Origin of the sequence: Limosilactobacillus oris, from assembly GCF_025311495.1 — a bacterium.
GTDB lineage: Bacteria > Bacillota > Bacilli > Lactobacillales > Lactobacillaceae > Limosilactobacillus > Limosilactobacillus oris_A.
The window spans coordinates 1,403,320-1,430,026 of the sequence record NZ_CP104398.1 but is presented as its reverse complement, the minus strand read 5'-3'; the positions used below and the strand labels follow the sequence as shown (position 1 = coordinate 1,430,026).

The following is a 26,707-nucleotide window of genomic DNA, read 5'->3' as shown; positions in this document are numbered from 1 at the left end:
AAAGGAGCCGTTATTGTGGAAACGTTCGACTATGATGATATTCAACTGATTCCGAATAAGTGTGTGATCAAGAGTAGGAAAGAGGCTGATACCAGCATTCAGTTTGGCCCGCGGACCTTTAAGATCCCGGTCGTCCCGGCAAATATGGAAAGCGTCATTGACGAAGATTTAGCAGTCTGGCTAGCGCAAAACGGCTACTACTACGTCATGCACCGTTTCCAGCCCGAGGACCGGCTGGCCTTTGTTCAGCGGATGCATGACCGGCAGCTATTTGCCTCCATTTCTGTCGGCATCAAGGATGCTGAATACAACTTCATCGATCAGCTAAAGGCCGAACAATCGGTTCCAGAATACATTACGATTGACGTTGCCCATGGTCATTCGGATTTTGTTATTAAAATGATCCAGTACATCAAAAAGCAATTGCCGACCAGCTTCGTGACTGCCGGTAACGTTGCGACTCCAGAAGCCGTGCGGGACTTAGAAAACGCTGGCGCGGATGCGACCAAGGTCGGGGTCGGCCCCGGCAAAGCTTGCATTACCAAGCTCAAGACCGGCTTCGGAACCGGGGGCTGGCAATTGGCTGCAATCCGGCTCTGCGCCAAGGCTGCCCGGAAGCCAATCATCGCGGACGGTGGAATCCGCCACAACGGGGACATCGCCAAGTCCGTCCGCTTCGGGGCCTCAATGGTCATGATTGGCTCCATGCTGGCCGGTCACCTCGAGTCTCCCGGTCACGTAATTACAATTGATGGCAAACAGTATAAGCAATACTGGGGCTCCGCTTCGGAAGTCCAGAAGGGTGCCTACCGGAACGTCGAAGGCAAACAAATGCTGGTCCCATTCCGCGGCTCCATCAAGGATACGCTCCAGGAGATGCAAGAAGACCTCCAGTCATCGATTTCCTATGCTGGTGGCCGCGACCTGGAAGCGATTCGCAAGGTCGACTACGTTATCGTCAAGAACTCCATTTTGAACGGTGATTACTAAGACTATAAAAAACGCAAGCGACGAATCGCTTGCGTTTTTTATTACTTTGTTACCCGCCGGAAGCTCACCACTAGGGAAATCCGACCAGCGGCGTACTTCGCACTGATCCGGCCATTGAAGTTGTGAACGATCGTCTGCGCCATTGACAGGCCAATTCCATACCCCGCTTTCTTCGACAGGGTCCGGGCCTTGTTTTCCCGGTAAAAGCGCTCAAAAAAACGCTTCGTATTTACTTGTGCGCCCTTCGCGTAGCTGTTGGTAACCGTCAGGACCGCGTTCTTTTTGACCGTGGCGAGCTGAACGCTAACGGTACCATCGGGGTCACAGTACTTATTGGCGTTATCAATCAGAATGCTGACCAACTCATACAGGTAGTTTTCGTCGGCCATCACGGTAATGGCGGGCGCGACCGCCGCTTCAAACCGGTGGCCCGCACTGGCCGCAACGTTCTTAAAGCCCGCCACTGCCCTGTCCACCACCGCGCTCGCGTCGACCGGGACGATGTTCATCCGCGGCTGTTCCTGCAGGCGGGCGAGCGATACCAGGTAGTTGATCAGCTTGGTCATCCGGCTAACCTGCTCCTTTGTGCTGGTCGTTAGTTCCGTCTCCCCATTCGTCAATTCCTGCATTTCGGTGTTGGCAGAAATCACCGTCAACGGCGTTTTCAACTCGTGGCCAGCATTGGTGATAAATTCCTTTTGCCGCTGCTCTGCCTCGATGATGGGCCGAATTGCGCGCCGGGAAAAGAGGACCAGGATAATCGTATAAAGGACCAAGCTAACCACACCCAGCAAGACTCCCAGATTGATAATTTCACGGGCACGGGACATCATCAAACTCTCATCCAAAAAGACGACCAGCGTGCACTTGCCCATCCGCCGAACCTGGTAAGCATACATGTTGCTGTTATACAGGACCTGACCATGGTCATTATTCCGCCGTTCTACACGCTGCGCCAGTTGCCGAATCGTAGCCGCCGACACCGATAGGATGTGCTGGTTATCGACCTGAATCGGGTCGCCGTTGTGCGGAATTGTGGCACTAAAGTAGCGATACTGGGAAAGGCTTTCCCGTGTAAAGCGCTGCTGGGGAAAGAAGTTCGACTGGCTGGGAACCTGACGGGCCGGCATCCGCCCCTGATTGTCACTCAGAATCGACAACACAGAGTTAACCTCCTGTTGCGCTTGAAAGTAGGTCACAGCACTAATGCTGCCGATAATCGTGATAATTACGACTAGCAGCGCGCTGGTTGAAATGAGGATAAATTTTTTGCGAAAATGCTGAATCATCACAACTCACCCCTTTAGTAGGTATGGACCACCTTTTTTACCAACGATCGCGGCCGTCGATTGGATCGATTGCAGCTTGTGACGGAGGTAGGAGATGTTAATCCAGACATCTTCTTCATCCGCGCCTTGGTCACCGTCCCACACCCGCTGCAAAATGTCGGCCGCCGGCAACTCCTTTCCAGCATTATGAATCAGATACTGGAGCATCTTGGTTTCCTCTCGGGACAGGCTGATAGAATTATGACTTTCCAGCACCTGCTCATCACTATTGAGGTGGAGGTCGGCAAAGGTCAGGTCCTGGTCATCATAGCTTTTGACCCGCCGTTCTAATGACCGCAAGCGGGCCAGCAGTTCCTTGAGCGAAAAAGGCTTGGTCAGGTAATCATCCGCCCCCGTGTCCAGGCCAGTCACCCGGTCGTCTTCCTCCGCCATCGCCGTCAGCATGATGACGTAGGTGCGGTCACCACGGGCCCGTAATTCACGAAGGGCGTCCAGACCGCTTTTGACCGGCATCATGATATCTAAAATCATCACATCGTAGGCGTTGGCCGCCGCTAGGTCCACAACCTTCTGTCCATTGTCGACCGCGTCAACCTGGTAGCCGCTGCTGGTCATCGCCAGCTTTAGCACCCGGGCTAGCTGGGCCTCATCTTCCGCAAGCAGAATTTTCATTTATCCTCTTCTCCTTCCTGGACCAGCTGCCGAATCGTTTGCATCTGAACGTCACACGACGCTAACTGGTCGGCGCACCGCTTCAATTCCTTGCTGAACCGCTCTGGGTTGGCAACGTGGTGCTTATATTTAATCTCATGCTCCAGGCTCGCCCAGGAGTCCATGGCAATCGTCCGCAGCTGTACTTCCACGAAGAAGTGGCCGGGTTGCTGACCGTCGACGTCCTCGTATGGTTCCACCGCGTCTAAAATCAGATGATAGCTCCGGTAGCCGTTGGGTTTGGCATTGGTGATGTAGTCCTTTTTCTTAACTACCGTACACCAGTCCGCCTGCTCAATCAGGGAAAGGCAGCGGGTAATGTCGCTAATAAAGTTGCAGACCAGCCGGACCCCGACCGCGTCCCGGCACTGACGCAGGGCTGCCGTCGTAGTCTCCGGGTAGCCTTTCCGCCGGCACTTTTCTGCCATGCTAGCGGGTGTCTTTACCCGGCCGATCAAGTGCTCATACAGCTTGGGCTGGTTAGCCGCCAGCTGGTAGTTATTCCACTCCGCCAGCCGCTGTTCAACGTCTGCCAGGATATTATTAAGGGTTTCTTCATAGGGCCCGTAAATCGACATTGCTTTCCCAACTCCTTGTGCTTTTTGCTATTTTAACAACGTTTGTTTGACTTTATTAGGGGCAAGTCCTTAAAATTCCGTTAAGGCGCAAACTCCGTGTTAGTCGGCACGACTAGGATGTAGTTTAAGAGCTGCCGGGCATAGCTGCGCTGGTCCTCGTAAGCGGCGATTTGCCGGTTCAATTCCGCCAGGTTATCGGTAATGATCCCATCGGCATTCTTATACATCATTTGCATCATAATGGCCGGCTCATTGACAGTCCAAGCATACACCCGTTTGCCCTGCAGATGGGCCAGCGTAATGAAGTCATAGGTAAGGGTCGAATACTCCATCGAGTACCCGTTAGCCGCGGTATTCGGATAGGTAAAATTATAGGGCTGGATATACATTACCGGCAGCCGTGGTTCCAGCCGCTTCAGCTGTTCAACGACCCCGTAGTCCAACGAGTGGACCAGGGCATGGTGCTGGATCAGGTCAGTGCCATAACGATCTACAAACCGCTTCACCATCCCAGGTGAATCCGCCGGGGTGGGCTTAATCTCCACCAGCAGCTTCTGGTGGAGACGGTCAGCAGTCCGCAGGTAGGTGGTAAAACTAGCCAGCTTGGCCTGGTGGCCATTCTCGTGAACCGTCAACCGAGTCAACTGCTTGAGCGACAGCTGGCGCGGCCTTTTGTTAACCCCCGCGAGCTCTTTGAGGTTTTCATCATGCAGGACCACGAATTGCTGATCCTTAGTCTCGTGAACATCTAACTCCACGTAGTCCGGGTGCAGGCGGTGGGTCCGTTTCAACGCCGGGATAGTGTTTTGCACCCCATTTTCTTCCGCCACCCCCCGGTGGGAAATCGTCACCGGCCGGTGGTGCTGGCTTGTCGAGAGGTAGAGGCCGTTCCCGGCAGCCGCTACGACCACCAAAACGACCAGGATCAGGCCAGCAAAGACCCGTTTGCTCTTCGCAGCCAGCCGTGGCGAGGCCGTCACTGGCGCAGCCGTAGTTAACGGCAAGAACAGCAGGCTAACCGTGACCACCCCGGTCCAGGTGGTGACCAACTCGCTGCCCAGCTGAATGATTAGCAGGTTAATGTTGGCAAACAGGGCTGCCACTGGCTGCGGCAGGAAGTCCAGCAGCCATTGAGCTCCGATTACCAGTGCGTAAAAGGCCGCCATAACCAGCACCGCGAGAAAACCAATGGCTAGCAAGCGCAGGGCCACTGCTAACCACCGCCTCCCCTGGGTTCGCTGCCAACTTTGGCGGAAGGCCGCCCGCGGACGTAGTCGTTGATAAACCATTAAGGGGAGGGCCCAAACCAGGCGCAGGCCGAGGAAGGTCAGGACAATGTAAATCATTACCGTGGCCGTCAGCAGTAGGCCGTTGCGGGTCAAGTAGTCGAGAATAAACTGGGGTACCTGAATTTTTGCTAGCAGGGGCGTCCGGTAGACAAGGTCCGCGAAGGGGATTACTAAAATGAAATAAACCATTAGGACCAGGAGCGAACTCGGGCGCAGGCGGCGCAACGTCTCCCAAATTTCCCTAACTAGGCCACGGACGGTAAACATTTCCCGGGAAATATCACGAATGCCGAGCAGGACCGCGGCAAATTGCAGGTCGACTACCAGCAACAGGCAGATCAATTCCACCAGCAGGGCCACAACGACTAGCGGGTGGTGGCGAGCAATTATCACCACGTTTTGGTAGGAAATAAACGGGATTTGCGCCGCCTGCAGAATCACGGTTGTCGCTAGCCGGAAAAGCGGGATTACAATTAGCTGGATCACCAGGTCGACACTTACAAATAGGCTGAAATAGCTGAGCCAGTGCCGTTGAAAAGCGCGGGTCTGCTGGCCGATTGCAGTCAAAATATTTTTCATCACTCAGCCCCCGCTAGTTAACGTCTTGCTGGTGCTGGATAACCGCCTGGTTTAGTTTGCGCCGGTTAACCAGGTAAATCAGCAAAATTACCGGCACAACCACCAGCATTACCGGGTAGAAGTACTCTACCGGCAGCAAACTGTCGATAATTCCCCCGGCAATCGGACCAAGCGACATTCCAATGTCCATTCCCACGAAGAAAGTGGCGCTCGCCAGTCCACGTTCGTTTCCTGGCGCGAGCATCATGGCAGTCGACTGGCAAACAGAGTAAATGATTCCGTAGCCCAAGGCCATCCCCGCCGCGGCCAGGGCCATCTGCCAATTATTCTCCATGATCGCTAGCATCACCAGATAAAAGGCGGTGGCAATTGTACAGCCGACAAGCCAGACCCCGAAGCGCACCGTATCAAACTGGTTGCGCAGCACCAGCCGGATTGCCAGCAATACGACCGCGTAAATCAGGAAGTAGGCGCCAACTGCCACATTCAGGTGCCGCTGTTCAACGTAGCTGACAATGTCTGCCTGGGTCGCAAAATAGGGGATAGCAAAGAGGGCAATCAAGGCGGCCACGGGTAAAGAGTCGCGCTGGATAATCTTGAGGTGCCGAAGCCCTGGTGCTGGCGCGGCAGCGAGATCCGGGACGGCCCGGTTGCTAACAAACTGGATTGTGACAACGACCAGCAGGGCAGAAATAGCCGAAATCACAATCGCCAGCCGGTAGCCAATCACCCGGTAGAGGTCAATCGAGATTGCCGGCGCCAGCGACATTGCCAGAGCGTTCATCAGCCCGTAAAAACTCATCGCCTCACCGACGTGGGAAAAGGGTACCAGGTAGGAGAGCCAGGTCGTCATGCAGACCGTACAGAGGACATAACCCAAGCCGTTGATCAGCCGGAAGAGGAGCAGCATCCCGCTATTCGGGGTCAACACATAGCCCATGACGCCGGCAAACGATAACAGGCCCCCAATCAAGGACAGCTGGTACTTGGAAAAGCGGTCAGTCAGGTTACCCGCGATTGGCCGCAAAAACATCGCGACAATGCTCATCATCCCGACAATGACCCCGGCGAAGGCACTGCTGGCCCCAAGGCTTTTCGCATAGCCGTTAATCAACGGATTACAGTACATATTGCTAAACATGAAAAAGAACGCCGCGGCCATTACCAGCACAACGTCCTTCGAAAAAATCGTCTCTTTCTTCCCGTCTGCCATTTTCTATCATTTCCTTATCAAAAATTCACTACCTCTATCATAAAACAATCCGGGGCAGAGAGTGAACAAAAACACCAGAAAACCGGCTTTCCAGCCGCTCTTCTGGTGTTAATTATTCCTCGCTAATCGGCGAGCTGGGATTTAATTACCATTACTTCCGTATCCGTAACTGCCTCTAAGGCGTGCCACTCGTTTGGCGCCAGCTTGACAATGTCGCCTGGGACAAGGGTCTGGGCAGTCCCGTTGCTGACATCTTCAAAAACGATCCGGCCCTTGATCGGCACAACTACCACGTCTTCAGGAACGTGGTGCTTGGGGACAGTTTTCCCCGCTGGGATCACCAAATGGGTAACGGTCTGGTGGGACGTCTCGACGATATTTTCCGCCAAGTCAACGTCCGGTGTTGTGTTAATGAATTGCACTGACTTTAACCATCCCTTCTAAAAGTCAACCGCGTCCGGGTCTGCGCACTGGCCGCCCAGGTTTGGCAAGGCGGTAATCTTTTGCATATCCTCGTCACTGATTTCAAAGTCAAAGAGCTGGGTGTTTTGGACCATCCGTTCCTTGTGGACTGACTTTGGCAATGGCAGGACACCCCGCTGGATCAGACAGCGCAAGCACAGCTGGGCCGGCGTCTTATCGTACTTTTCAGCCAGCTGCAAAATCGTGGGGTTGGTCATTACCTTGGCACCCTGACCACCCAGCGGTGCCCACCCTTCTACCAGGATATTGTGGGCTTGCAGATACTTAACTTCCTCGACATGGGGCCAGCCAGGGTGAACTTCAATTTGGTCAACGGCGGGAGCCACCTCCGCAGTCTTCATCAGTTCAATAATGTGGTGGGGCATGAAGTTGCTTACCCCCAGGGCACGAATTTTACCTTCGTGGTAGGCCTCCTCCATTGCCCGCCAGGTTTCGGCGTTAATTTCCGCAGCCCGGTCACCGAACTGCTTTTCGTTCGCCGGCCAGTGGATCAGGTAGAGGTCCAGGTAGTCCATCTGCAAACGTTCCAACGTTTCGTCCAGGGCCTGCTTGGCCTTGTCATAGCCCCGGTGGTCATTCCAGAGCTTGCTGGTCACAAAGAGCCGGTGGCGATTAATCCCCGAGTCCTTGATTCCGCGACCGACCGCTTCCTCGTTGCCGTACACGGCAGCCGTATCGATCAACCGGTAGCCAACGTCAATAGCGTCCGCCACAGCCTGCTCAGCTACATCAGCGGGCGTCCGAAAAGTTCCGTAGCCAACGCAGGGAATCTTAACCCCATTATTTAAGTGGTACAGTGAATTAATATTTTTTAGTTCGACCATCACAACCATCCTTTCCATTTCGCTTACTTTTAATTATATAACTTTTCCCGGGACCATGGCAGGTCTCCACGGGATTAACTAGCATGGCCATGGTGAGCTACCCGGCAACGATGGAAATCGCCGACTACTCTGTTTGCAAACTCCCGACGTAGGCGTTGACCCGCTTTCGTTGGGCCGCCGTCCGGAAAAAGCGACGTCGCAGTTGCTTAACGGTGAAATCAGCCGTTCGCAACCGCCCCTTGCCAGCCGGCGGATAAGTAACCTGAACATGCTGGTTAGCACCTACCCGGTAATACACGACTGCCGGGGCGCGGCCATCGCGGGCCACGATATAGCTATCATCGTCAGTAACGCCAGTCGGCACCTGGTCAGCAGGGTGGACGACTCCGTAGACCAGGGACTGGCTGGCGGCTTCCTGCCGTACCCAGCAAGAATCGACTGCCAAGCTCACTAGAATACCGAGCTGCTGGTCCGTCAGCTGCCGCTGGGCCGCCCCAACAGTTGAACTGCTAGTAAGGACCAGCAGGATAGTTAGGATTGCTAATTTTATTTTTCGCATAATTCCTCCAAGCAACAAACGGGCCAGCCGGAAATCCGGTCGACCCGTTGCTCAGAAGCAAATAGCAATGTGATTGATAGGTTGTATAAAGGATGTTAGGCCATTTGCTCCTTGATGGCAGCCAATGAAACTTCACTGGTATCGTCAAACTTGACCGCCGCGTCCTTGAGTGACGCGCCAAAGCCAATTGACACCTCGCCTGCCCGGTTGATGGATTCCACCCCTGCTTGGGCGTCTTCCAATCCGGCCACCTGGTTGGCAGGCAGGTTCATCAGCTTCGCGGCCTCGCTATAAATTTCTGGGTCCGGCTTACCGTGACTCAGCTTAGCGGGATCCACGATTCCCTCAAAGTAATCGGTAATCTGCAGGTACTTCAAAACCTTTGGTGCGTTCTTGGATGCGGATGCCAAAACAATGTGGTAGCCGTTGTCCTTTAATTCATCCAACAGGTTCTTCATCCCGGGAAGGATGTCCGCTGGCGTCAAGGTTTCAACTAACTTGATGTAGTTGTCGTTCTTTTCGGTTGCCAGGGCTTCTTTTTCTTCCTGGGTGTAGTCATTTTCGTGACCGCCCGCCTTTAAGATCAGTTCCAAGGAGTCCATCCGGCTAACCCCTTTAAGGCTGTCCGCCAGTTCAGGCGTCCATTCGGTGCCGACCTTGTCAGCGAGTTGGTGCCAAGCCTGACCGTGGAACCGGGCAGTGTCAGCAATTACCCCGTCAAGGTCAAAGGCAAAACCCTTCAAGTCTTCAAACTTCATTCTCTAAATGCCTCCGCTATTACTTTAATTCCAGCTTCTTGCCATCCAGATCAATCGTGATTGGGTCACCGGATACCAAGTCGATCTTCGTACCGTGCTTGTCAACCTTGACCTTCAGGATCCGGCCACGGAACATCTGACGGAATTGGTAGGAGTTCCACTTCTTTGGCAGGAATGGTGCGTAGTGCAGTTCGTTGCCACGAACCCGCATCCCAGCGAACCCTTGAACGATGTCCAGCCAGCTACCAGTCATCGAAGTGATGTGCAGACCGTCGGAAGTATCGTTGTTGTAGTTGTCCAGGTCAAGCCGAGCCGACCGTTCGTACAGTTCAACGGCCTTGTCTTCGTAACCCAGGTCAGCGGCAATGATGGAGTATACGGAAGCAGACAGACTTGATTCGTGAACGGTGAATTGTTCGTAGAAGTCAAAGTTGTGCTTCTTTTGTTCCTTCGTAAAGTCGTCGATGAAGTCCCAGAGACCCTGGATGACGTCACCCTGCTTTACGTATGGTGAACGTAAGATCCGGTCCCACGACCAGTTTTGGTTCAGTGGCAGTTGGTCACTTGGAATTTCGGAAACTGGCGTCAGGTCCTTGTCCATGAAGCCGTCGTTTTCTGGGAAGATGTCCCGTTGCTTGTCGTATGGCAGGTACATGTTGTCGGCAATGCCCTTCCAACGCCGCTTTTCGTCTTCGGAAACGTCAAGTTTCTTAGCAACCTCTGGGTCAACCTGATCCAGGATTTCCAGCGTGTATTGGAGCGTCCACCGGCAAAGCAGGTTGGTGTACCAGTCGTTGTTTACGTTGTTGTCGTATTCGTCCGGACCAGTAACGGCGTGGAGCATGTACTTGTTCTTGTTTTGTGAGTAGTGAACCCGGTCAGCCCAGAACCGTGAAATTTCGGTCAGAACCTTGGCACCTTCGTGGAGGACGTATGACTTGTCGCCGGTGTACTTAGTGTACAGGTAGATGGCGTAGGCAATGTCCCCGTTCCGGTGGATTTCTTCGAAGGTAATTTCCCATTCGTTGTGACATTCGATCCCGTTGAAGGTAACCATTGGGAACAGTGCACCCTTCAAGCCCTGTTGTTGGGCGTTGACGTAAGCACCATCCAGTTGCTTGTAACGGTACATCAGCAGGTTACGAGCAACTTCTGGGTTGGCAACCCCCAGGTAAACCGGAATACAGTAGGCTTCGGTATCCCAGTAAGTAGCACCACCGTACTTTTCACCAGTGAAGCCCTTTGGTGAGATGTTCAGCCGGTAATCTTGACCGTAGTAAGTGGAGAAGAGTTGGAAGAGGTTGAAGCGAATACCTTGTTGGGCCCCTTCGTCACCGTCAATTTCAACGTCAGACTTGGTCCAGCGGTCAGCCCATTCCTTAACGTGGGGGTCGAGCAGGTCGTCGAAGCTCTGGGCGTCGAGTTGGGCACTCAGTTCGTCCAGGTGCTTTTCAATGGCTTCCTGACCATCGAAGTCCCGGGAAGTAACAACGACCGTCCGCTTTTCAAAGTTAACTTCCTTGCCCGCAGCAACAGTGCCGGCAAAGGTGTTGTAAGCATCCTTGTCGTCAGTACCGTCACCCACGTGGTCCAGGTTGGTCTTGGAAGTCGTCTTCATGCCAACAGTAAATTGTGGCGTTCCGAAGTCGTTCTTCTTCGTCATGGAAGTCAGTTCGGCGTGTTCGCCCTGGGCGCTCTTGCCCAAAACGTTCCAGAATTGTTCGTCGTAGTTAGCGTCTTCGTTGTAAACGTCGGCGTCAATCATGCTGGTGATTTCAACCTTTGCATCGCTGTCACCACGGTTCTTGATGTGGAGCCGTTGACCCACTAATTCCTTCTGGGTAACGGAAACGAACCGTTCAAAGTTGAAGTACATTTCGGTACCACCGATTTCAACGGTGAATTCACGTTCGAGGACGCCGCGCTTCATGTCGAGGTCCAGCTTGAAGTCCTTTGGCGTTTGCTTAGCCAGGTCCAGCTGTTCGCCGTTAACCTTGATGATCAGCTTCATGAAGTTGACCGCGTTGATCATCTTACCGAAGTACTTTGGATAACCGTTCTTCCACCAACCAACACGGGTCTTGTCAGGGAACCAAACACCACCGAGATAGACCCCTTCCATGCAGTCACCGGAGTAACCTTCTTCAAAGAAGCCCCGCATCCCGAGGTTTTCGTTTGCCAAACTGGTCATTGATTCCTGGATACGCTTGTCTTGCGGATCCCAGTTCTTGGTAGCAACGTGCCATGGGGCAATGTCAAAAGTCCGTTTCATTCAATTCAAGTCCTTTCTCTATCACAAGAGGCTGGGAACTAGCTCAACCTCTCAAATATTTTGATTCGACAGTGGACAAGGTGGAAGCAGCGCTGGCTCCCGCCTCATTCCTCATTATAACAGCGTTTTACAGCGAGATTAATTTATTCGGCGTAGGTTTCCTTAATCGTACCAACCGAGAGGGCAGCCAAGGCCATGACAACCGCACCAGCGATGAACATGTTGACTTGGGAAGAGCCCAGCAGTGGGAACAGTGCAAAGCTAAGCAGTGAAGCCACGATTTGTGGAAGGCAGATTGAACCATTGAAGAGGCCGAGGTAAGTACCCATGTGCTTACCAGTCAGGGCGTTCGTAACGATGGTCAGTGGGTAAGTGTTCATACCAGCCCAAGCAATCCCAACCAGGATGTAGGAAACAATCAGCGTCCATTGGTCATGGATGAAGAAGACTGACAGGAAACCGAGGGCCCCGAGCAGCAGACTGCCGGCGTAACCGTACTTGTGGTATTTGTTTGGTACCTTCGCCAAAACATATGACCAAACAACGGCAGCGATGGATTGGACGGCGGCTAAAACACCGTACCAGTTACCAGCGGCCTGGTAGCCAGCTGAAGTAGCATCATGCGTGTTCCAAACGTTCTGGGCAATGGCCCCAGCGGAGTAAGTCCAGAGGTATTGGAAGGCAAACCAGCAGAAGAATTGAACCAGGGTAACGGTCCAGAAGGCCTTTGGCGCGTGCTTCAGCAGGGTGAACCAGTTACCACCCTCCTTGTTATCCTCTTCGGAAATACCGTGGTACTTTGCGTAAGTAGCTGGGTCGTATTCGTGAACCCGGAAAACGGTAAAGAGACTGGTGATGACCAGCAGTGCGGCACCAACGTAGAAGGCGACCTTAACTGAATCTGGAACGACACCCTTTGGCGCGATGTTCTTAACACCAAACCAAGTGAACAGGAATGGGAAGATAGCGGCCAAAACGGCACCAGTGTTGGACAAGAAACTCTGGATCCCGTAGGCGTAACTCTTCTGGTCATCGTTGACCATGTCCCCAACCATCATCTTGAATGGCTGCATTGCCACGTTAGATGACAGGTCCAGGAAGGCCACGGTGATGGCACCAAACCAGAGGGCCGCTAGTGACCCGTAACCGAAGCCGAAGCTCCCAGAGTTTGGCAACAGTAGCATCACGATCACGGCTACAATCATCCCCAAGAGCAGGTATGGCAGCCGCCGTCCACCGAGCTTTGGTGCCCAGGTCCGGTCAGAGTAGTAACCAACGATTGGTTGAACAACCAACCCCATCAGTGGTGGCAGGATGAAGAACCAGCCCAGGTTGTTCGGGTCGGCACCAATGGTTTGGAAGATCCGACTCATTTGCGAACTTTGCAAAGTGAAGGCGGTCTGGACACCCAAGAACCCGAAGTTAATCATCCAGATGGTTGACTTAGAGAGCGCAGGTAAGCCAGCCGCAGTAGACTTTTCACTCATTACTAAACAACTCCTTTATACAACAATTCCTAACTATCACGCGTTTTTGAAAACGTTTCATATCAAATTGCAATAATAATATAACAGATTAGTTTGAATTGTGCAACCGTTTGCGCAAAAATAATTAACCGTTTTCATTATGAAGGCGAAGAAAAAGCCGTGACCACTTGATTTGGCACACGGCTTTTTATCTTGTAATCAAAGTGGCAGCGCCCATTCCGCCACCGACGCAGAGGCTGGCTACCCCGACCCGCTGGTTAAGGCTCCACAATTGGTGAACCAGGGTGACAATAATCCGGGCACCGGAGCAACCAAGGGGGTGCCCCAGGGCAATCGCACCGCCATACGGGTTGACCTTGGCCGCCGGCAATTTAAGCAGGCGCTGGCTGACAAGCGTCTGGCTGGCAAAGGCCTCGTTCAGTTCAAAGATATCGACGTCTTTTTCCGTCAGCTCGGTTGTCTGGAAGAGTTTGCTGACGGCATAGTAAGGTCCCAGCCCCATCAACTGCGGGTCTAAGCCGACCAAGGACGACGCCCGCCATTGAGCTAGCGGCCGGAGCTGGTACTTTTCCACCGCTTCCCGGGATGCCAGGATTACGGCCGCCCCGCCGTCATTTAAGCCGGAGGAGTTCCCCGCCGTCACCGACCCATTCGGCTTGAAGACTGGCTTGAGTTTGCTTAACACGGATAGTGAAGTGTCAGGCCGTGGGGACTCGTCTTGGTCCACTACCACGGTTTGCTTGCGGCGTTGCACCATCACCGGGACAATCTCATCATCGAAGGCGTGCTGGCGTTGCGCCGCGACCGCCCGCTGGTGGCTGGTCAGGGCAAACTGGTCCTGCTCTTCCCGGCTAACCTGGTAGCGGTCATTGACGTTTTCAGCGGTCATCCCCATTGGGTAGCCGCCCCAAGCGTCATTCAAGCCGTCACGCTGGAGGGCGTCGACCAGCTGGCCGTCACCGAAACGGTAACCCTGCCGTGCCCGTTGCAGGAGGTAGGGCGCATTGGACATGCTTTCCATCCCCCCGGCGACAATTACTTGAGCCTGGCCGGATTGAATCAGACTAGCGCCCAGGTTGATACTGGACATCCCCGAAGCACACACATCGTTGATCGTGATGGCCGGAACTGATTGGGGGAGTCCCGCCGCAATGGCTGCTTGGCGAGCCGGGTTTTGACCACCGCCAGCCTGGATGACGTTCCCCATCAGGACCTGGTCGACCTTCTCTGCTGCCAGCCCGCTGGCCGCCAGGGCACCCTTGATTGCCGCCGCCCCGAGCTGAGCTGCCGTTAGTGGTGCGAGGGCCCCGCCAAACTTGCCGATCGGTGTCCGCTGCGCTGCCACAATGTATACTTCTTCCATCAATTTCTTCCTCCAAGCTCACGTAGTCTCATACAAAGAAAGTTTACCGATTTACCACTAGAACTGCAAATTCTACGGCTTATCTGGAGAATTTCTTAATAATTACACCCGCCGGTGCCGCGGCAAGGTCACCGCGACAATTACCAATTCGGCTGCCAGAACTACGACGAGGACCACTAGGGCGTGCTGGGTCCCAGCTGCGGTCGTTTGGGCCAGGGAAAGCTGGTGGTTGCGCTGGCTCGCGGCCACGATTGCAGAAACGACTGACGTCCCGACCGCCCCGGAAAACTGCTGGAGCGTATTCAGGATGGCGTTCCCGTCCCCGTTTTCCGCGTCCGGCAGACTGGCAAGGGCACTGGTCATGATATTGCCAAAAGAAAGGCCAATCCCCAGCATGAAGCAGGCATAAAGGAAAACAATCAGGCCATTGCTGAGCAACCCGCCCGCTAGAAAGGCCAGACCGATTACCGCCAACCAGCTGAGTCCCGAACCAGCCAGGACCGGGCGGCGGGCGCCCCATTGGTCGAGCAGGCGGCCACCAAACGGCCCGGTGATGGCACCCAGGGCGGCGCCGGGAAGGACAACCAGGCCCGCCGTCATGGCCGTCGCGTAGTTGGTGAGCTGGATGTAATTAGGCAACAGGAATGAGAGCCCCAGGGCAACAAGCTGGAAGAGCAGGAATCCGAGCGCCAGGCGTGCAAAACTGCTGTTCCGGAAAATCCGCAGGTTGATGATGGGCGCGCTGACTGCCAGGGAACGATGGACAAAGGCGCCGGTCCCCAGGAGGCCAAGGACAAAACTGCTCGCCACCAGCAGTGACCAGAACGGCTGGCTACCCATGTTGGCAAAGCCCATCGTGAGCCCAACGAACATCAAGACGAGACTGACTAATCCCCACCAGTCAAAGCGGGGACGGGTACAGGAAGTCTGCTGGCGGATTGTGAACAGCCCCATCACTAAAGAAACGATTAACAATGGAAGGAGGAAGATGAAAATCCAGCGCCAGCCGAGGCTATTGACCAAGAGGCCCCCGTAAGTCGGTCCAATTGCCGGGGCAATTCCCGTAATCATCGTCCCCACGCCCATCATCATGCCGACCCGGTTTTGCGGAACCCAGTCAAGGATGATGTTAAACATTAGGGGCAACGCAACCCCGGTGCCGATTCCCTGCACCAAACGACCGAGCAGGAGCAGGCCGAAATTGGGAGCAAGAATATCAATCAAGAGGCCACAGATAAAAGTCAGGTTAGCAAAGACGAAGAGGTGCTTTGTCTTAAAGCGCCGTTTGAGGTAGGCCGAGAGCGGCACCGTCAGTGAAATGGTCAGCAGACAAATTGTCGTCATCCACTGGACCAAACTAGTGGACACGCCAAATTCACGCATCAGGGTCGGAAAGGAAATGTTGACGGCGGTCTCGACAACCACCCCGGCAAAGGACATGATCCCCGCCGCGACGACTGCCACGATCACCCAGGCTTCAATGGTGGTGGATTGCTGTTTCATAAAGGTTCCTCCAAGATTAGTTTTGATAATTGCATGAAAAAAAGACTGAGAATTATCCCAGTCTTTGCTACTTCATAGATAATACTGCAACAGCGCAGTAGATGGCTGGCAGTTCAAGGGCTGACAAGCTAGCCCTTGACCAACCTAGCCATCCTTGCGGAGGTGGGACAATGAACTAGACAAGCTAGTTCTGTCCCACTCTCTCCCCGTGCTATTACAGAAGGGTGCCCGCAATGGACGTCATTCGTTATCAAATTATCATCAGTATTCTAGCATACTTAGCGGCAATGCGCGATCACTTACCGAGTTAGTCGTAAATGGTAAAGTCCACAATGCGGTGGTGGGCAGCCGGGTCAAACAAGAGGTTGACCGCCTCCTGCCCTAACTTCCGCGGTTGCATATCAATCCGCTCGTTGTCACGCAGGAGCATCCCCACCAGCCGGCTATTATTAAAGCAAACTACCGGGAAGCCCGTCGACTGCAACTGGTCATTGATCCGCACCAACAGCAGGTCATCGGCACAGACCAGCGAATCGACCTCTGGGTGGGCCGCCAAGAAGTCGGTCACCAACTCCCCACCATCCTGGCAGCGCCAAGTATACGCGGTTAGACCCCGTCCTTCCAGGCAGGCCTCATAGCCAAGCCGGCGGGAATGTTCGTAGATCCAGTCGTCAGCCGACTGTAAAAAGGCCGGGTGGTTGACCGGGTGCTTATCTAGCAGGTGGGCCGTTGCCTCCTCCCCCGCCGCGACGTTATCGTTATCGACGTACCGGTCGGGGTGGTTAGCAGTTGGGTGACCGATGACCACAAAGTTTAGCTGGTGCTCACGCAGGTAGTTCGTCACCGGGTCATTTTCCGCCGTGTAGAAGACAAGGAAGTTATGGACCTTGGACTGGTTGACCATCGACTGGACGCTCTCCAACAACTCGTCAGCGGTTGGTGCAATTGCCACCACCATCTCGTAGTGGAGGGGTTTTAAGGCCACGCTGATTCCCCGCATCAGGTCAATGTGGAAGGGGTTTGCAGGGGCCGTATCGCTGGTAACTGGGAAAACCAGCCCCACCATGTTCGACTCGCCTCGGGTCAAATTCTGCGCGTTATAGTTCGGCAGATAGCCCAGCTGATCAGCAATCTCTTTCACCCTCTGCCGGGTCTTGAGGCTGATTCGCGGGTTGTTATTCAACGCCCGAGAAGCGGTCGAAACCGATACCCCTGCGGCTTGCGCAATGTCTTTAATTGTTGACAAGTAAACTACCCCCACCACTAATAATCAAATTGTTATGAACTGTTCTGATTCTACCAGATATAAGCCCATTTGAACAACCGGAAGTGGTTTCATCAGCCCTAAGGCCTCCTTGTAAAGATTTAACTGCCCCCGGTAGCGGTCAACAATCTCCGCTTCCCCAAAGCCGGGCCGCAGGTGGTCGGTCTTGTAGTCCACTAGAATAATGCCAGTCGGCGTCTCCAGGTAGCCGTCAACGATCCCGTGGAGGAGGACCTGCTCCTGGTCGCTGGTCTTGATCTCCTTAAAGAGTTCCGCGCCGTTCATCACCATTGCAAAAGGCTCTTCCCGGTGGTAGTGCTCAGGAGCCGCCAGAACCTGCTGACCCACGGCCGTTTGGAAGAAGCGAGCGACCCCGGTGACGTTGATTTTGGCCGCCACCGCCGGGGTCATTAGTCCCTGATCCACGAGCCGTTGGACTTCATCTGCCACCAGGGTCGGACTGACCTCCCCCGCCGTTAAGGGCAGCTTCTGGAAAACTAAGTGGGTGGCCGTCCCGATGGTTGTCGCTGTCGGCTGCTCATCCGCTTGTTTAATAAAGGCTGGTTCTGCGAAGTGGTTGTTAAAGTAAATCCCCTGGGCCTGTTTTTCCCGTTGCTGCTGCTCGTAGTCCCACTGGGCCTCCACCGCGTTATCAGGGTATTCAAAGAGCCGCTTGACATCGGTCACGGACTGGTAGGCCGTGGTCTTCGTCGCTACCTGGTACGGGTAGCGCGCCTCAAGCAGCTGCTTGATTTGCTTCAACTGCTCCTGGTCGATTGCAGTCTGGTCCGTCAGCACAGTTTCTTCACGTTGCTCTTGCAGGCTGGCTAACTTTTCCGTAACGTCCGCAGCGGTATAGCACCCTACGGTGAAACGCTGGCCGGCAAAGAGCGGCTGGTAGTGCTGGTAGTCCGCCATAGCGCTTTCGTCCAGTTCCATCCCCGCTGGTGCCACCTGCTTTGCCCGAAATTCGGTCGACCGGGCCAGGGCCAACCCAATCCAATCCATAAAGGACCGGGCATTGACCCGGAGCTGGGGGCCAAGCAGGGTTGCTGGTGACTGGAAGGCCTTTTGCCAACGGGTCCAGGCGCTGGCAAGGTTTTGCCGGCGATTTTCTTCATTAAATGACCCGGTAATAATCAGACGTTGCTCGGCCCGGGTCAAAGCCACGTACAGCACCCGGAGGTCTTCGGCCCGTTCCCCCTGCTGGACGGCACTGATGATGGCCTGCCGCTGGGGCGTATCGTAGCGCACCTCTTCCGGGTCGGTGTACTCAATCCCGACCTTGTTGACGGCATCGACCACCGCTGTCTCCCGGGTCGCCTGCTGGTTAAAGCCGTGGGTCGCGTCAATCAGGAAGACAATTGGGAATTGCAACCCCTTGCTACCGTGGATTGTCATCACGTTGACGGTGTTCTTGACCAGCTGGGTCGGTGCCACTCCCAGGTCCTTATCGTGTTCCTGCATTTTTTCAATGAAGCGGATGAACTGGTAGAGGCCCTTGAAACTACTCTGTTCGTAGTCATGGGCCCGCTGGTAAAAGGCGTGCAGGTTCGCCTGCCGTTGCGCCCCGCCAGGCATTGCGCCCACGTAGTCCAGGTAGCCGGTCTCGTTATAAATTTGCCAAATCAGGTCCACCAAGGACTGCTGCTGGGCCGTTTGGCGGAAGGTTGCCAGCTGGTCCAAAAAGTGGCTGACCTTGTCATAGAGGACCGCCACCGGGTCGGGCTGGTCAGCCGTCGCCGCTGCGTTTAACAGCTCCGGCTTAATCAGGTGCCGGTCGGCATTGGCATAGTTGCTCTTAAAGGTTTGCAGGGCGCCGTAGTAGTTTGCCGACCGGTTTTGCAGGCGAATAAAGGCCAGCTCCTTGGTCGATAAGCCCACCAGTGGCGACCGGAGTACGGCCACCAGCGGGATATCCTGGTGGGGGTTATCAATCAGCCGGAGGAGGGCCATCATCACCCGGACCTCGGTCGCCTGGAAGTAGCTCTCAACGTCATGGACGGTCAGCGGAATTTCCAGCTTGCTGAATTCCTCCATTAGGGTATTATTGATACTCTTCGTCCGTTCCAGCAGGACAATGTCGCCATAGTTAACCGGCCGCAATTGCTGGGTCGCGGGGTCAAAAATCTGTTCCTCGTTAGCAACCATCTGCTTAATCCGCATTCCGACCATCTTCAGTTCACCCGCCAGCTTGTCATCCTCATGCTGGTCCGGGGATTCCTTAATGGCATCCTGGTCCGCGTTGGCGTCGTAGAGCAGGATCTCCGTCGGCCGGGGCTGGTTGTCAGCTGTTTCGTAGTAGGTGGCCGCGTATTTGAGGTGGGCCGCCTGGTCATATTCAATTTCACCAACGTCCGCCCCCATCAACTGGGCGAAGAGGAGGTTGGTAAAGTCGGTAACGTTGCTCATCGAGCGGAAGTTTTCCCCGAGGACAATTGCCTCGTCCCCGGCTCCCGGCTGACGATAACGCTGGTACTTATGCAGGAAGAGTGACGGGTCGGCCTGGCGGAAGCGGTAAATGGACTGCTTGACGTCGCCGACCATGAACATATTATGCTGGGCCGGGTTGGTCAACCGGGTCAGGATTGCTTCCTGCAGACGGTTGGTGTCCTGGTATTCGTCGACCATGATCTCCTGGTAGTGCCGTTGTAAGTTCGCTACCAGTTCCTGCCAGTCGGGCTGGTCCGCCGGTGGGGTCAAAATCTGGTAGGCGTAGTGCTCAAGGTCACTGAACTCTAAGACGTGCCGGCTCAGCTTAACCTGCTGGTAGGCCCGGCGAAAGGCCACAGTCACCTGGCTGAGCTTGGTCAGCAGGCGCTGAGATTGGTGGGAAATTTCCTGAAACTGGTCCTCATCGTAGGCAAAGAAACTGTCCTGAATGCCCGTCAGCTGCTTTTTCAGGGCCTGGCGGGAAGCGGTCAGGGTAGCGTAAACGTCGGCCGCTACCGGGTCCCCCTTGGGTTTCCCCGCCATCGTCCGAAACTTGGCCCCGCGAATAATCGCCCGAACCGCGTTCCAGGAGTTGGGCACGAGCAGCTGCCGGGCCTGGGCAAACTGCTGGAGGTCCTTGTCCAGGGAAATCAGTGTTTTGTCATCAAGCTGGGCCGCTACAGCCCGGTCACGTAACCCTTGGAAACGGGCGCTAAATTGGTCCAGCTGGGCAAGGGCGGCATCCTTATCCGCCACCGTGGCGGCTACGGTCGGCCACTCCTTTTTCAGCTGGTTGCGCTCCTGGTTGAGGGCCTTAAAGTCATCATAGCCAGCGGCCCCCTTTTTCGGCCGCCCGCTAAAGCTGCCAAACGACACTCCGCCAAGGATGGCTTGGAGCTGGTCGCTGGTCAGGTGGGCCGGGTCGAGGGCCGCTTGGAGCTGGGTCAGGACCGCCTGGTCATCTTCCAAGACTTCCCGGGCCTTACTCAGCCCCTCCTGGTCAGCACGCTGGGTCAACTCCGCAAAGTCGTGGCAGAGCTGGTCAAGCCGTTGCAGAACCAGGGGCAGGAGCTGGTGTTGGTAAAAGGCCGAGTCGAGCACCGGACCATTGAGTTGGTAGCTGGTTGGCAACTGGGCCAGCCACTGCTCGGGATCTGGCTGGGCGTTGGCAATCTCCATCAGTTTGAGGACCAGGTCGTTTAAACCCTGGTCGTCCCGGTCACTAGAAAAATTAAGCACCAGCTGGCCAAAGGAGGCGGCATCGTCACTTTCCTCGTCGGCCGACGCGTAAAATTGTTCGTTGACCTGGTGGAGGACGTCCTCCTGGAGCAGGAGACGCTCGGTATCATCGGTCAGCAGGCGAAATTGCGGGTCCAAGCCAATTAAGAAGTAGTAGCGTTTGATCAGCTTCAAACAGAAGGCGTGAATGGTGCTGATGTCAGCCACCGCTAGCCGGTTGACCTGTTCATTCATCAGGTCCCGCAAGCGGGGTTCAGCCTGGGCAACCTCCTGCATCCGCTGGCGGATCTTGTCCCGCATATTCTTGGCGGCCGCGTCGGTAAAGGTCACCAACAGCATCCGATCGACTGTCGCCCGGCCCTCCTTGATCATGTCCACGGCCCGGTTGACGAGCACGGCGGTTTTCCCCGAGCCGGCCGACGCGGACACGATAATGTTCTGGTCCCGGTCACTGATTGCTTGTTGTTGGGCCGGGGTGGGCTTAAAGTCTGCCATTACTTGTCTCCTTTCTCTTCATCGTCGGCGGCCAGCTGGTCGAATTCGTCCTGGGCCAAACGGGGGTCCAGCTGCCGGTAATTCTGCTGGTCGAGCATGTTATCAAACTGGTAAATATCACCGAAGTCGGTGTAGTCGAGACCGGTTTGCCAATTACTGCCGGTCAGTAAGCGGTACGGCTTGAGGGCGACCTTCCCCGCGACGATGTCGTTGCCGGCACCGATAATCAGCTGCTTGTTACGGTCTTGCAGCCAGGCAAGCTGGTCAGGAGTGACCAAGAGGGCATCCTTATTGCCAAGGATCTTGTCCCCCCGTTCCCGGAGCGGGTACAGAAGCGACTTTTGCTGGTCGAGGTTCTTGTCGAGTTGTTTCAAGAGCGCCGGATCATTGAGCAGCAGCCCCTTGTACTGGTGCTGCTGCATCCGTACCGTGTCCAGGTCCGTGCCGGGTTTGAGCTTAGCGGCATTGATTACCGGGTTGCTCAAATGCAGGTAAAGGGCCCCTGCTAGCTGCAGGTCGCCCGCCGTTGGGTTGAGCCGAGCCGGCAACTGGTGCCGGTTGCTGCTGATGGCGTTCAGGTAGGCCAATAGCTGGAGCGATAGCCCGTAATAGGCCGCCGTCAGGTCAAAGGTCCGGTTGCCGGACTTGTAGTCGACGACCGTCAGGTAATCCTTGTTGTCCTGGTTAAGCTGGTCGATCCGGTCAATCCGCCCCCGCAGGTAAACGTGGGTGTTGGCTGGCCGCAGCGGGTATTCCAGCGGCCGTAGGTCATCCTCCTTGGCGGCTCCCAGCCGGCCAAAGCGAATTTCCGTGTCCAGGGGCTGGGCGGCCGTGTACTTCGCCTGCCAGCAGAGAATCGTCAGCATCGTCTTCACAATCCTGGTTAACTGCTGATACTGGAAGGCCGCCTGATTGGAATTGGCCGTCAGGATAGCGAGGTCGGGTTGGTCATCCTTGGCAACCACCAGCGCCCGCTTGATCAGGTCGTTAAGTTGGGCGGGATTTTCAGCCAAACCGGCAAAAGACAACTGCTGGGCGGCATTAACCGCGCTGACGAACCACTCCATCGCCTTGTGGAAGAATGTTCCAATCCGGTCGACCGACATTGTCAGCTGATCCCGTTTTTTCAGACCAAGCCCATACTTCAAGAAGTACTCGTACGGGTTGACGTAGTAGTCTTGCAACTGGGAAATCGACGAATAGAGGATTTGCTGGTCATGATTATGGCGGAGGTAGAGGGCGGCGGCCAGCTGCTCGCCAAGGTCATCAACCTGGTTGCGGTAGTTAAAACCCGCTGTAATCAGGCTGAGCCGGGCGGCTAATTCTCGACCGGCGCGCTGGGCCGTGGCCCGCGGGGCGTGACGGAGGTGGGCAATTTCATCCACCAGGGCTTGACGAACGGCCTGCCAGCCGGGTGCTAATACGATGGGACCCTTCGGCTGGTCATTCCGGGCCTGGCGTTCGACCTGCACCAGCTGGCTGAGGGTCGCGGCGGGGGTGCTGACGTAATCCGGCACCCGTTGCTGCCCCGCTGGACTAGCTACCAGGGGAACGGCCGCCACCGGCTGGTCAAAGTAACGGGCCATGTCGGTCAGGTAAGCTGACAGAGTTAGGGGCTGATCATCATCGCTGGCGGTCGGCGCCAGCATAATCAGCTTCTCGGTCCCGGTCATCATTCCGGAGTAGTGGAGGAAGGGTTCTGTCCGCAACTGGTCCCGTGGCCCTGCCGGAAGGTACTGGGTCGCCGGGTCGAGGTAGTTTGCTAACAGTTCTTTATCCTGGTCGGTCAGCAGGCTCTCCTGCTGCTGGACCTCGGGCATGACGTCGTCGGTCGAGCCAATCATAAAGACAATCTTGCGGTCTTGGTTTTGCACGATACCCGTTTCGGAAACCATTACCTGGTCGAGGGTCGCTGGGATTTGCGAATACTGGGCCGCCGCGAAGCCCGCCTGGAGCAGCTCGCTGAAATTGGTCAACGTAGCGGTGAAGTTATCGGCATTAACCGGCGTGTCGCCCAACAGCTGGACATATTCATCTAAAATTTGGCAGAAAGTCCCCCATACCTGCTGGGGCTGGCGAGCGAGGTCTAAGTCCCGGGTACTCTGGTACTTTTGCCAGTCCGTCAACCGCTTGACGACCCCGTTGTCAACCAAAAATTGGTAGGTCTTGGCCGCCAATTCACGGCCCGTAGTCACCGTTTTAAGGTCGGCAAAGAAGGACATGATGCGGTCTGCCACGAATGCCCGTACACGGCCCAACTGTTCCTGCAGCTGGTTTACTGGGGCAGCCGTGGAGTCGCCGACCTGCCAGAGCGGCGATTCGGCATCCATCCAGACCCGTTGTCCCTCAATGGCTCGCTTGAGGCACCAGTTTTCGGTTGCGAAGACGGCATCCTGGTCAAGGGCCTGGTAGTCACCGGTTGCCGGCTGGTACTCCGCCAGCAGCCAGGTTTTGAGCAGCTGCATGATGTCGGCGGTCCGGTAGTGGTAGAGCGGCAGGTTAAACAGCGCCGTCAGGAGGGTCACCAGGGGGTGGTTGTCCATGCGCCGCTCGTGGTCATTAAAGACAGGGATCTGGTGGGCCGCGAAGGTCGGCGCCAGCAGGGTCTGGTACTTATCCAAGTGCCGGCTCAACACCAAAAAGTCCCGGTAGCGGTAACCCTTGGTCGCTACCAGCTGGTGAATCATCGTTGCCACCCGTTCCAGCTCCGTCCGCCGGTTGACTGTCGTGATGAACTGCAGGTCGGCGGGGTCGACTGCTTCATTTCCGGCCGTTAAATCTAACGGCTTTTTAATATAATCAGCGAAGAAGCGGTCAACTGCCGTCAAGGTTGGACTGACCCGATCCTTGGTCGCAACTAGGACGTTCGGCACCAGGTCAACTTCCTGTGGGTGCTGGTGGGCAAAGTCCCAGAGGCGGTGGTACTGCATTGCGGCAGGGTAAAAGAGGTCCGTTGACCCGGGCAACTCACTTTGGTCGGGGTGGGTCTGGTCAGGGTAGCCCCGGTCGAGGACGAAGGAAACTGTCGTCGAGGCCCCGTTGAGGATCATCGCGTCGACGACCTGCTGCTCGCCGGGGGTAAACTGGGCAAAGCGGTCAATGAAAAAGTGCATCCGCTTTGCTGCTGGTTGGGATTGCAGGAACTGGGCCAGTTGCTGGTAGAGCTCGGTATTGCCCATGAATTTACCCTGGACCCGTTCTTCGTAAGCATGGTAAATTAGCTCAACGTCGTGCATTTTCGCCAGCCAAGCCTGGTTGATACTAGCATTGTCATCATGCTGGGCCTGCCGGAGGAGTGCCGTCAAGTCGTCAGCGCTGACGTTGGCGTTCGCTAGTTCGGTCAGCTGGTCGGTTAGTTTTTGGATGAAGCCGGGCTGCTGGGCTTCGCTAGCAAAGAGCTGGAGGTCCGCCGCATGGTCCTGCACCACCTTGGCGACCAGCATTGTCAGACCGATTTTTGACAGGCGTGGTCGTTGCAGGGCCGGAGTATCACGCAGGAGGTACCAGGCCAGCCGGCTCAGTGAAAGGACCTGGACACGGGAGGCCGCGAACCGGTCGGCGCCCCTCTTCCCTTCTCGGGCCCGCAGCTGGTCGAGCACCGTAATTTCCGTCTGAAACTTGATATGGTTCGGCACGATGTAAAAGAAGGTATCCGCCGCTGGTGCTGTCTCTAGCTGGTCAGCTAACTGGTCCACCAAGACCTCCTGGTGGTCCTTCGCCGCCGTGCCAATCACAAAACCAAGTTTACCCACAATAATCCGCCCCTTTGCGTAAAAATCCTATCCACATTTTATCATACTAGCCGAACATATTTTCGCCCACAAATAAAAAATATCTCGGTACGCAAATCAGACGTAACGAGACGCTTATTAACTTATTATAGAATCGGTGACAGCAGGCGAGAGAAATACTGCTTGAATTTCAGCCAGCGAGACTGCTGGGCAAAGCGCTCGGCAGTCATCACCCGGCAATTCCGGATGTCATTGACGAAGATCTGCTCGAGCTGGTCCGTCAGCTTGAAGTCGTAGATAAAGGCATTGATTTCGAAGTTGAGCTTAAAGCTGCGGAAATCAAGGTTCGCTGACCCCACTGACGCCATCCGCCCATCAATCGTAATCGTCTTAGAATGCAGGAAGCCCTTCTGGTAGGTGTATATCGTGACCCCCTGGGCCGCCAGCGACTGGGCGTAGTACTGGGTCGCCCGGTAGACAAAGGGGTGGTCCGGCTTGCAGGGAATCATGATCCGCACGTCAATCCCTGAGTGGGCCGCCACCCGGAGCGCGTCGAGGATACTGTCATCCGGGATGAGGTAGGGCGTCTGAATCCAAATGTGGTCCTGGGCCGCGTTGATCAGCCGCAGGTAGCCCATCTTGATTTTTTCCAGCTCCCCCTCGGGACCGCTCGCCACCGTCTGCATCGCCGTCGTCCCGTCCTTAACATCAATTTCAGGAAAATAGGGGTGGTAGTGTTCAATCCGTGACTCAGCCCTCTTCACCGAGGCGTTCCAATCACCAATAAACTGTCGTTGCATTCCAAAAACCGCCCCACCGACGACCCGCAGGTGGGTGTCGCGCCACGGGCCAAACTTTGCGGCCCGGCCCAGGTACTGGTCACCGACGTTGAAGCCGCCAACGTAGCCAATTTTACCGTCCAGCACCACGATTTTCCGGTGGTCCCGGTAGTTAATCCGAAAGTCGAAGAAGTTGCTCCGGGTCATCAGGAAAGGCGTCGCGTACCCGCCCAAATCACGCAGGTTCGCGTAAAAGCTCGGCTTAACCCCCATGGAACCCCAGGAATCATAAAGGACCCGCACCTCAACACCCTCAGCTGCCTTCTGCTCGAGCAGGGTCCGCAACTGGTTCCCGATGCGGTCATTGTAAATGGTATAAAACTCAATGTGGATACTTTCCTTTGCCGCAGCAATGTCATCAAACATCTGCTTGAACAGCTGGTGGCCGTCGGTAAAGACCGCGACCCGGTTGTGCCGGCTGAGGAAGGATTCATCGATACTCTGGAAGAGCATAATCGTCCGCCGGTAAATTTGCGTGACCGAGTACTTCGGTTTGGGCATGTTGCGAAACTGCTTTTTCTGCCGTTCCACTGCTTCCTTTAGTTTCAGCCGGGTCTGCGATTTAATCCGGTTCAAGCGCTTATGGGTTGGTTTTCGGCCCAGAAAGGCGTAAATAATAAACCCAATTACCGGAATCAGGGTCAGCACCAACAACCAGGCCCAGGTGGCCGCAATATCGCGTTTTTCACGGAAGACGGTAAAGATGGCCGCTAGCTCGTTAATGATAATCACCGCCAGCAACACCCAGCGAATAATTTCCCAGGTTAAATCCATCTCGCTCATCCCCCTCTTTCTCAATCCTGCCTTT

General features: G+C 55.3%; 18 protein-coding genes. 1 reads left to right on the top strand and 17 read right to left on the bottom strand.

All coding sequences use genetic code 11. The annotated features are described in order from the left end of the window. Positions 1-15 precede the first annotated feature (15 nt). A complete protein-coding gene (locus N4599_RS07170) occupies positions 16-990 on the top strand; it encodes a GMP reductase (RefSeq protein ID WP_062813192.1) in 975 nt (324 codons plus the stop codon). Between the two features lie 41 nt (positions 991-1,031). Here N4599_RS07170 and N4599_RS07165 read toward each other — a convergent pair whose 3' ends face one another. From N4599_RS07165 to cls, 17 genes are all read right to left on the bottom strand, one after another. After that, positions 1,032-2,279, bottom strand: a complete 1,248-nt coding sequence (locus N4599_RS07165) for a sensor histidine kinase (RefSeq protein ID WP_260898730.1) — start codon at positions 2,277-2,279, stop codon at positions 1,032-1,034. A gap of 6 nt (positions 2,280-2,285) precedes the next feature. Beyond that, the gene (locus N4599_RS07160) at positions 2,286-2,951 is read right to left on the bottom strand and encodes a response regulator transcription factor (RefSeq protein WP_191364220.1); all 666 of its coding nucleotides are present in this window, start codon (positions 2,949-2,951) and stop codon (positions 2,286-2,288) included. Beyond that, a complete protein-coding gene (locus N4599_RS07155) occupies positions 2,948-3,568 on the bottom strand; it encodes a GTP pyrophosphokinase (RefSeq protein WP_260898728.1) in 621 nt (206 codons plus the stop codon). The genes N4599_RS07160 and N4599_RS07155 overlap by 4 nt, the downstream gene beginning before the upstream one ends. Positions 3,569-3,648: 80 nt before the next feature. Beyond that, on the bottom strand, positions 3,649-5,436 hold the full coding sequence (locus tag N4599_RS07150; RefSeq protein ID WP_260898726.1) for a glycerophosphodiester phosphodiesterase: 1,788 nt from the start codon (positions 5,434-5,436) through the stop codon (positions 3,649-3,651). A 13-nt stretch (positions 5,437-5,449) separates the two neighbouring features. Further along, complete coding sequence (locus tag N4599_RS07145) at positions 5,450-6,649, bottom strand: MFS transporter (RefSeq protein ID WP_260898723.1); 1,200 nt, start codon at positions 6,647-6,649, stop codon at positions 5,450-5,452. A 122-nt stretch (positions 6,650-6,771) separates the two neighbouring features. Next, a complete protein-coding gene (locus N4599_RS07140) occupies positions 6,772-7,071 on the bottom strand; it encodes a cupin domain-containing protein (protein WP_260898721.1) in 300 nt (99 codons plus the stop codon). An 18-nt stretch (positions 7,072-7,089) separates the two neighbouring features. Further along, a complete protein-coding gene (locus N4599_RS07135; RefSeq protein ID WP_260898718.1) occupies positions 7,090-7,956 on the bottom strand; it encodes an aldo/keto reductase in 867 nt (288 codons plus the stop codon). 124 nt (positions 7,957-8,080) lie between these two features. Beyond that, entirely contained in the window at positions 8,081-8,515 is a 435-nt protein-coding gene (locus N4599_RS07130) for an Lreu_0056 family protein (protein WP_260898715.1), read from the bottom strand. A 95-nt stretch (positions 8,516-8,610) separates the two neighbouring features. Continuing rightward, positions 8,611-9,273: a beta-phosphoglucomutase gene (gene pgmB / locus N4599_RS07125; RefSeq protein WP_003713225.1), complete on the bottom strand. Its 663-nt coding sequence runs from the start codon at positions 9,271-9,273 to the stop codon at positions 8,611-8,613. 19 nt (positions 9,274-9,292) lie between these two features. Continuing rightward, positions 9,293-11,545 carry a glycoside hydrolase family 65 protein gene (locus N4599_RS07120; RefSeq protein WP_260898711.1) on the bottom strand — a complete coding sequence of 751 codons (2,253 nt, stop codon included), beginning with the start codon at positions 11,543-11,545 and terminating at the stop codon, positions 9,293-9,295. 143 nt (positions 11,546-11,688) lie between these two features. After that, positions 11,689-13,032 carry an SLC45 family MFS transporter gene (locus tag N4599_RS07115; protein WP_260898709.1) on the bottom strand — a complete coding sequence of 448 codons (1,344 nt, stop codon included), beginning with the start codon at positions 13,030-13,032 and terminating at the stop codon, positions 11,689-11,691. A gap of 187 nt (positions 13,033-13,219) precedes the next feature. Next, positions 13,220-14,395, bottom strand: a complete 1,176-nt coding sequence (locus N4599_RS07110; RefSeq protein WP_194175965.1) for a thiolase family protein — start codon at positions 14,393-14,395, stop codon at positions 13,220-13,222. Between the two features lie 102 nt (positions 14,396-14,497). Then, complete coding sequence (locus N4599_RS07105; protein ID WP_260898705.1) at positions 14,498-15,898, bottom strand: MFS transporter; 1,401 nt, start codon at positions 15,896-15,898, stop codon at positions 14,498-14,500. A 307-nt stretch (positions 15,899-16,205) separates the two neighbouring features. Then, a complete protein-coding gene (locus N4599_RS07100; protein WP_260898703.1) occupies positions 16,206-17,144 on the bottom strand; it encodes a LacI family DNA-binding transcriptional regulator in 939 nt (312 codons plus the stop codon). A 24-nt stretch (positions 17,145-17,168) separates the two neighbouring features. Further along, positions 17,169-21,329, bottom strand: a complete 4,161-nt coding sequence (addA, locus tag N4599_RS07095) for a helicase-exonuclease AddAB subunit AddA (RefSeq protein WP_260898700.1) — start codon at positions 21,327-21,329, stop codon at positions 17,169-17,171. Further along, positions 21,329-25,081 (bottom strand): PD-(D/E)XK nuclease family protein, encoded by a 3,753-nt coding sequence (locus N4599_RS07090; RefSeq protein WP_260898697.1) that lies wholly within the window; start codon positions 25,079-25,081, stop codon positions 21,329-21,331. The genes addA and N4599_RS07090 overlap by 1 nt, the downstream gene beginning before the upstream one ends. Positions 25,082-25,206: 125 nt before the next feature. Beyond that, on the bottom strand, positions 25,207-26,673 hold the full coding sequence (cls, locus tag N4599_RS07085; protein WP_260898695.1) for a cardiolipin synthase: 1,467 nt from the start codon (positions 26,671-26,673) through the stop codon (positions 25,207-25,209). Between the last annotated feature and the right edge of the window lie 34 nt (positions 26,674-26,707).

What these genes read in the sequence shown, in the direction of transcription:
- N4599_RS07110 (WP_194175965.1), bottom strand. Translation starts at nt 14,395, where the DNA reads ATGGAAGAAGTATACATTGTGGCAGCGCAGCGGACACCGATCGGCAAG.
- N4599_RS07150 (WP_260898726.1), bottom strand. Translation starts at nt 5,436, where the DNA reads ATGAAAAATATTTTGACTGCAATCGGCCAGCAGACCCGCGCTTTTCAA.
- N4599_RS07115 (WP_260898709.1), bottom strand. Translation starts at nt 13,032, where the DNA reads ATGAGTGAAAAGTCTACTGCGGCTGGCTTACCTGCGCTCTCTAAGTCA.
- N4599_RS07160 (WP_191364220.1), bottom strand. Translation starts at nt 2,951, where the DNA reads ATGAAAATTCTGCTTGCGGAAGATGAGGCCCAGCTAGCCCGGGTGCTA.
- N4599_RS07105 (WP_260898705.1), bottom strand. Translation starts at nt 15,898, where the DNA reads ATGAAACAGCAATCCACCACCATTGAAGCCTGGGTGATCGTGGCAGTC.
- N4599_RS07155 (WP_260898728.1), bottom strand. Translation starts at nt 3,568, where the DNA reads ATGTCGATTTACGGGCCCTATGAAGAAACCCTTAATAATATCCTGGCA.
- N4599_RS07165 (WP_260898730.1), bottom strand. Translation starts at nt 2,279, where the DNA reads ATGATTCAGCATTTTCGCAAAAAATTTATCCTCATTTCAACCAGCGCG.
- N4599_RS07120 (WP_260898711.1), bottom strand. Translation starts at nt 11,545, where the DNA reads ATGAAACGGACTTTTGACATTGCCCCATGGCACGTTGCTACCAAGAAC.
- cls (WP_260898695.1), bottom strand. Translation starts at nt 26,673, where the DNA reads ATGGATTTAACCTGGGAAATTATTCGCTGGGTGTTGCTGGCGGTGATT.
- N4599_RS07130 (WP_260898715.1), bottom strand. Translation starts at nt 8,515, where the DNA reads ATGCGAAAAATAAAATTAGCAATCCTAACTATCCTGCTGGTCCTTACT.
- N4599_RS07135 (WP_260898718.1), bottom strand. Translation starts at nt 7,956, where the DNA reads ATGGTCGAACTAAAAAATATTAATTCACTGTACCACTTAAATAATGGG.
- addA (WP_260898700.1), bottom strand. Translation starts at nt 21,329, where the DNA reads ATGGCAGACTTTAAGCCCACCCCGGCCCAACAACAAGCAATCAGTGAC.
- N4599_RS07145 (WP_260898723.1), bottom strand. Translation starts at nt 6,649, where the DNA reads ATGGCAGACGGGAAGAAAGAGACGATTTTTTCGAAGGACGTTGTGCTG.
- pgmB (WP_003713225.1), bottom strand. Translation starts at nt 9,273, where the DNA reads ATGAAGTTTGAAGACTTGAAGGGTTTTGCCTTTGACCTTGACGGGGTA.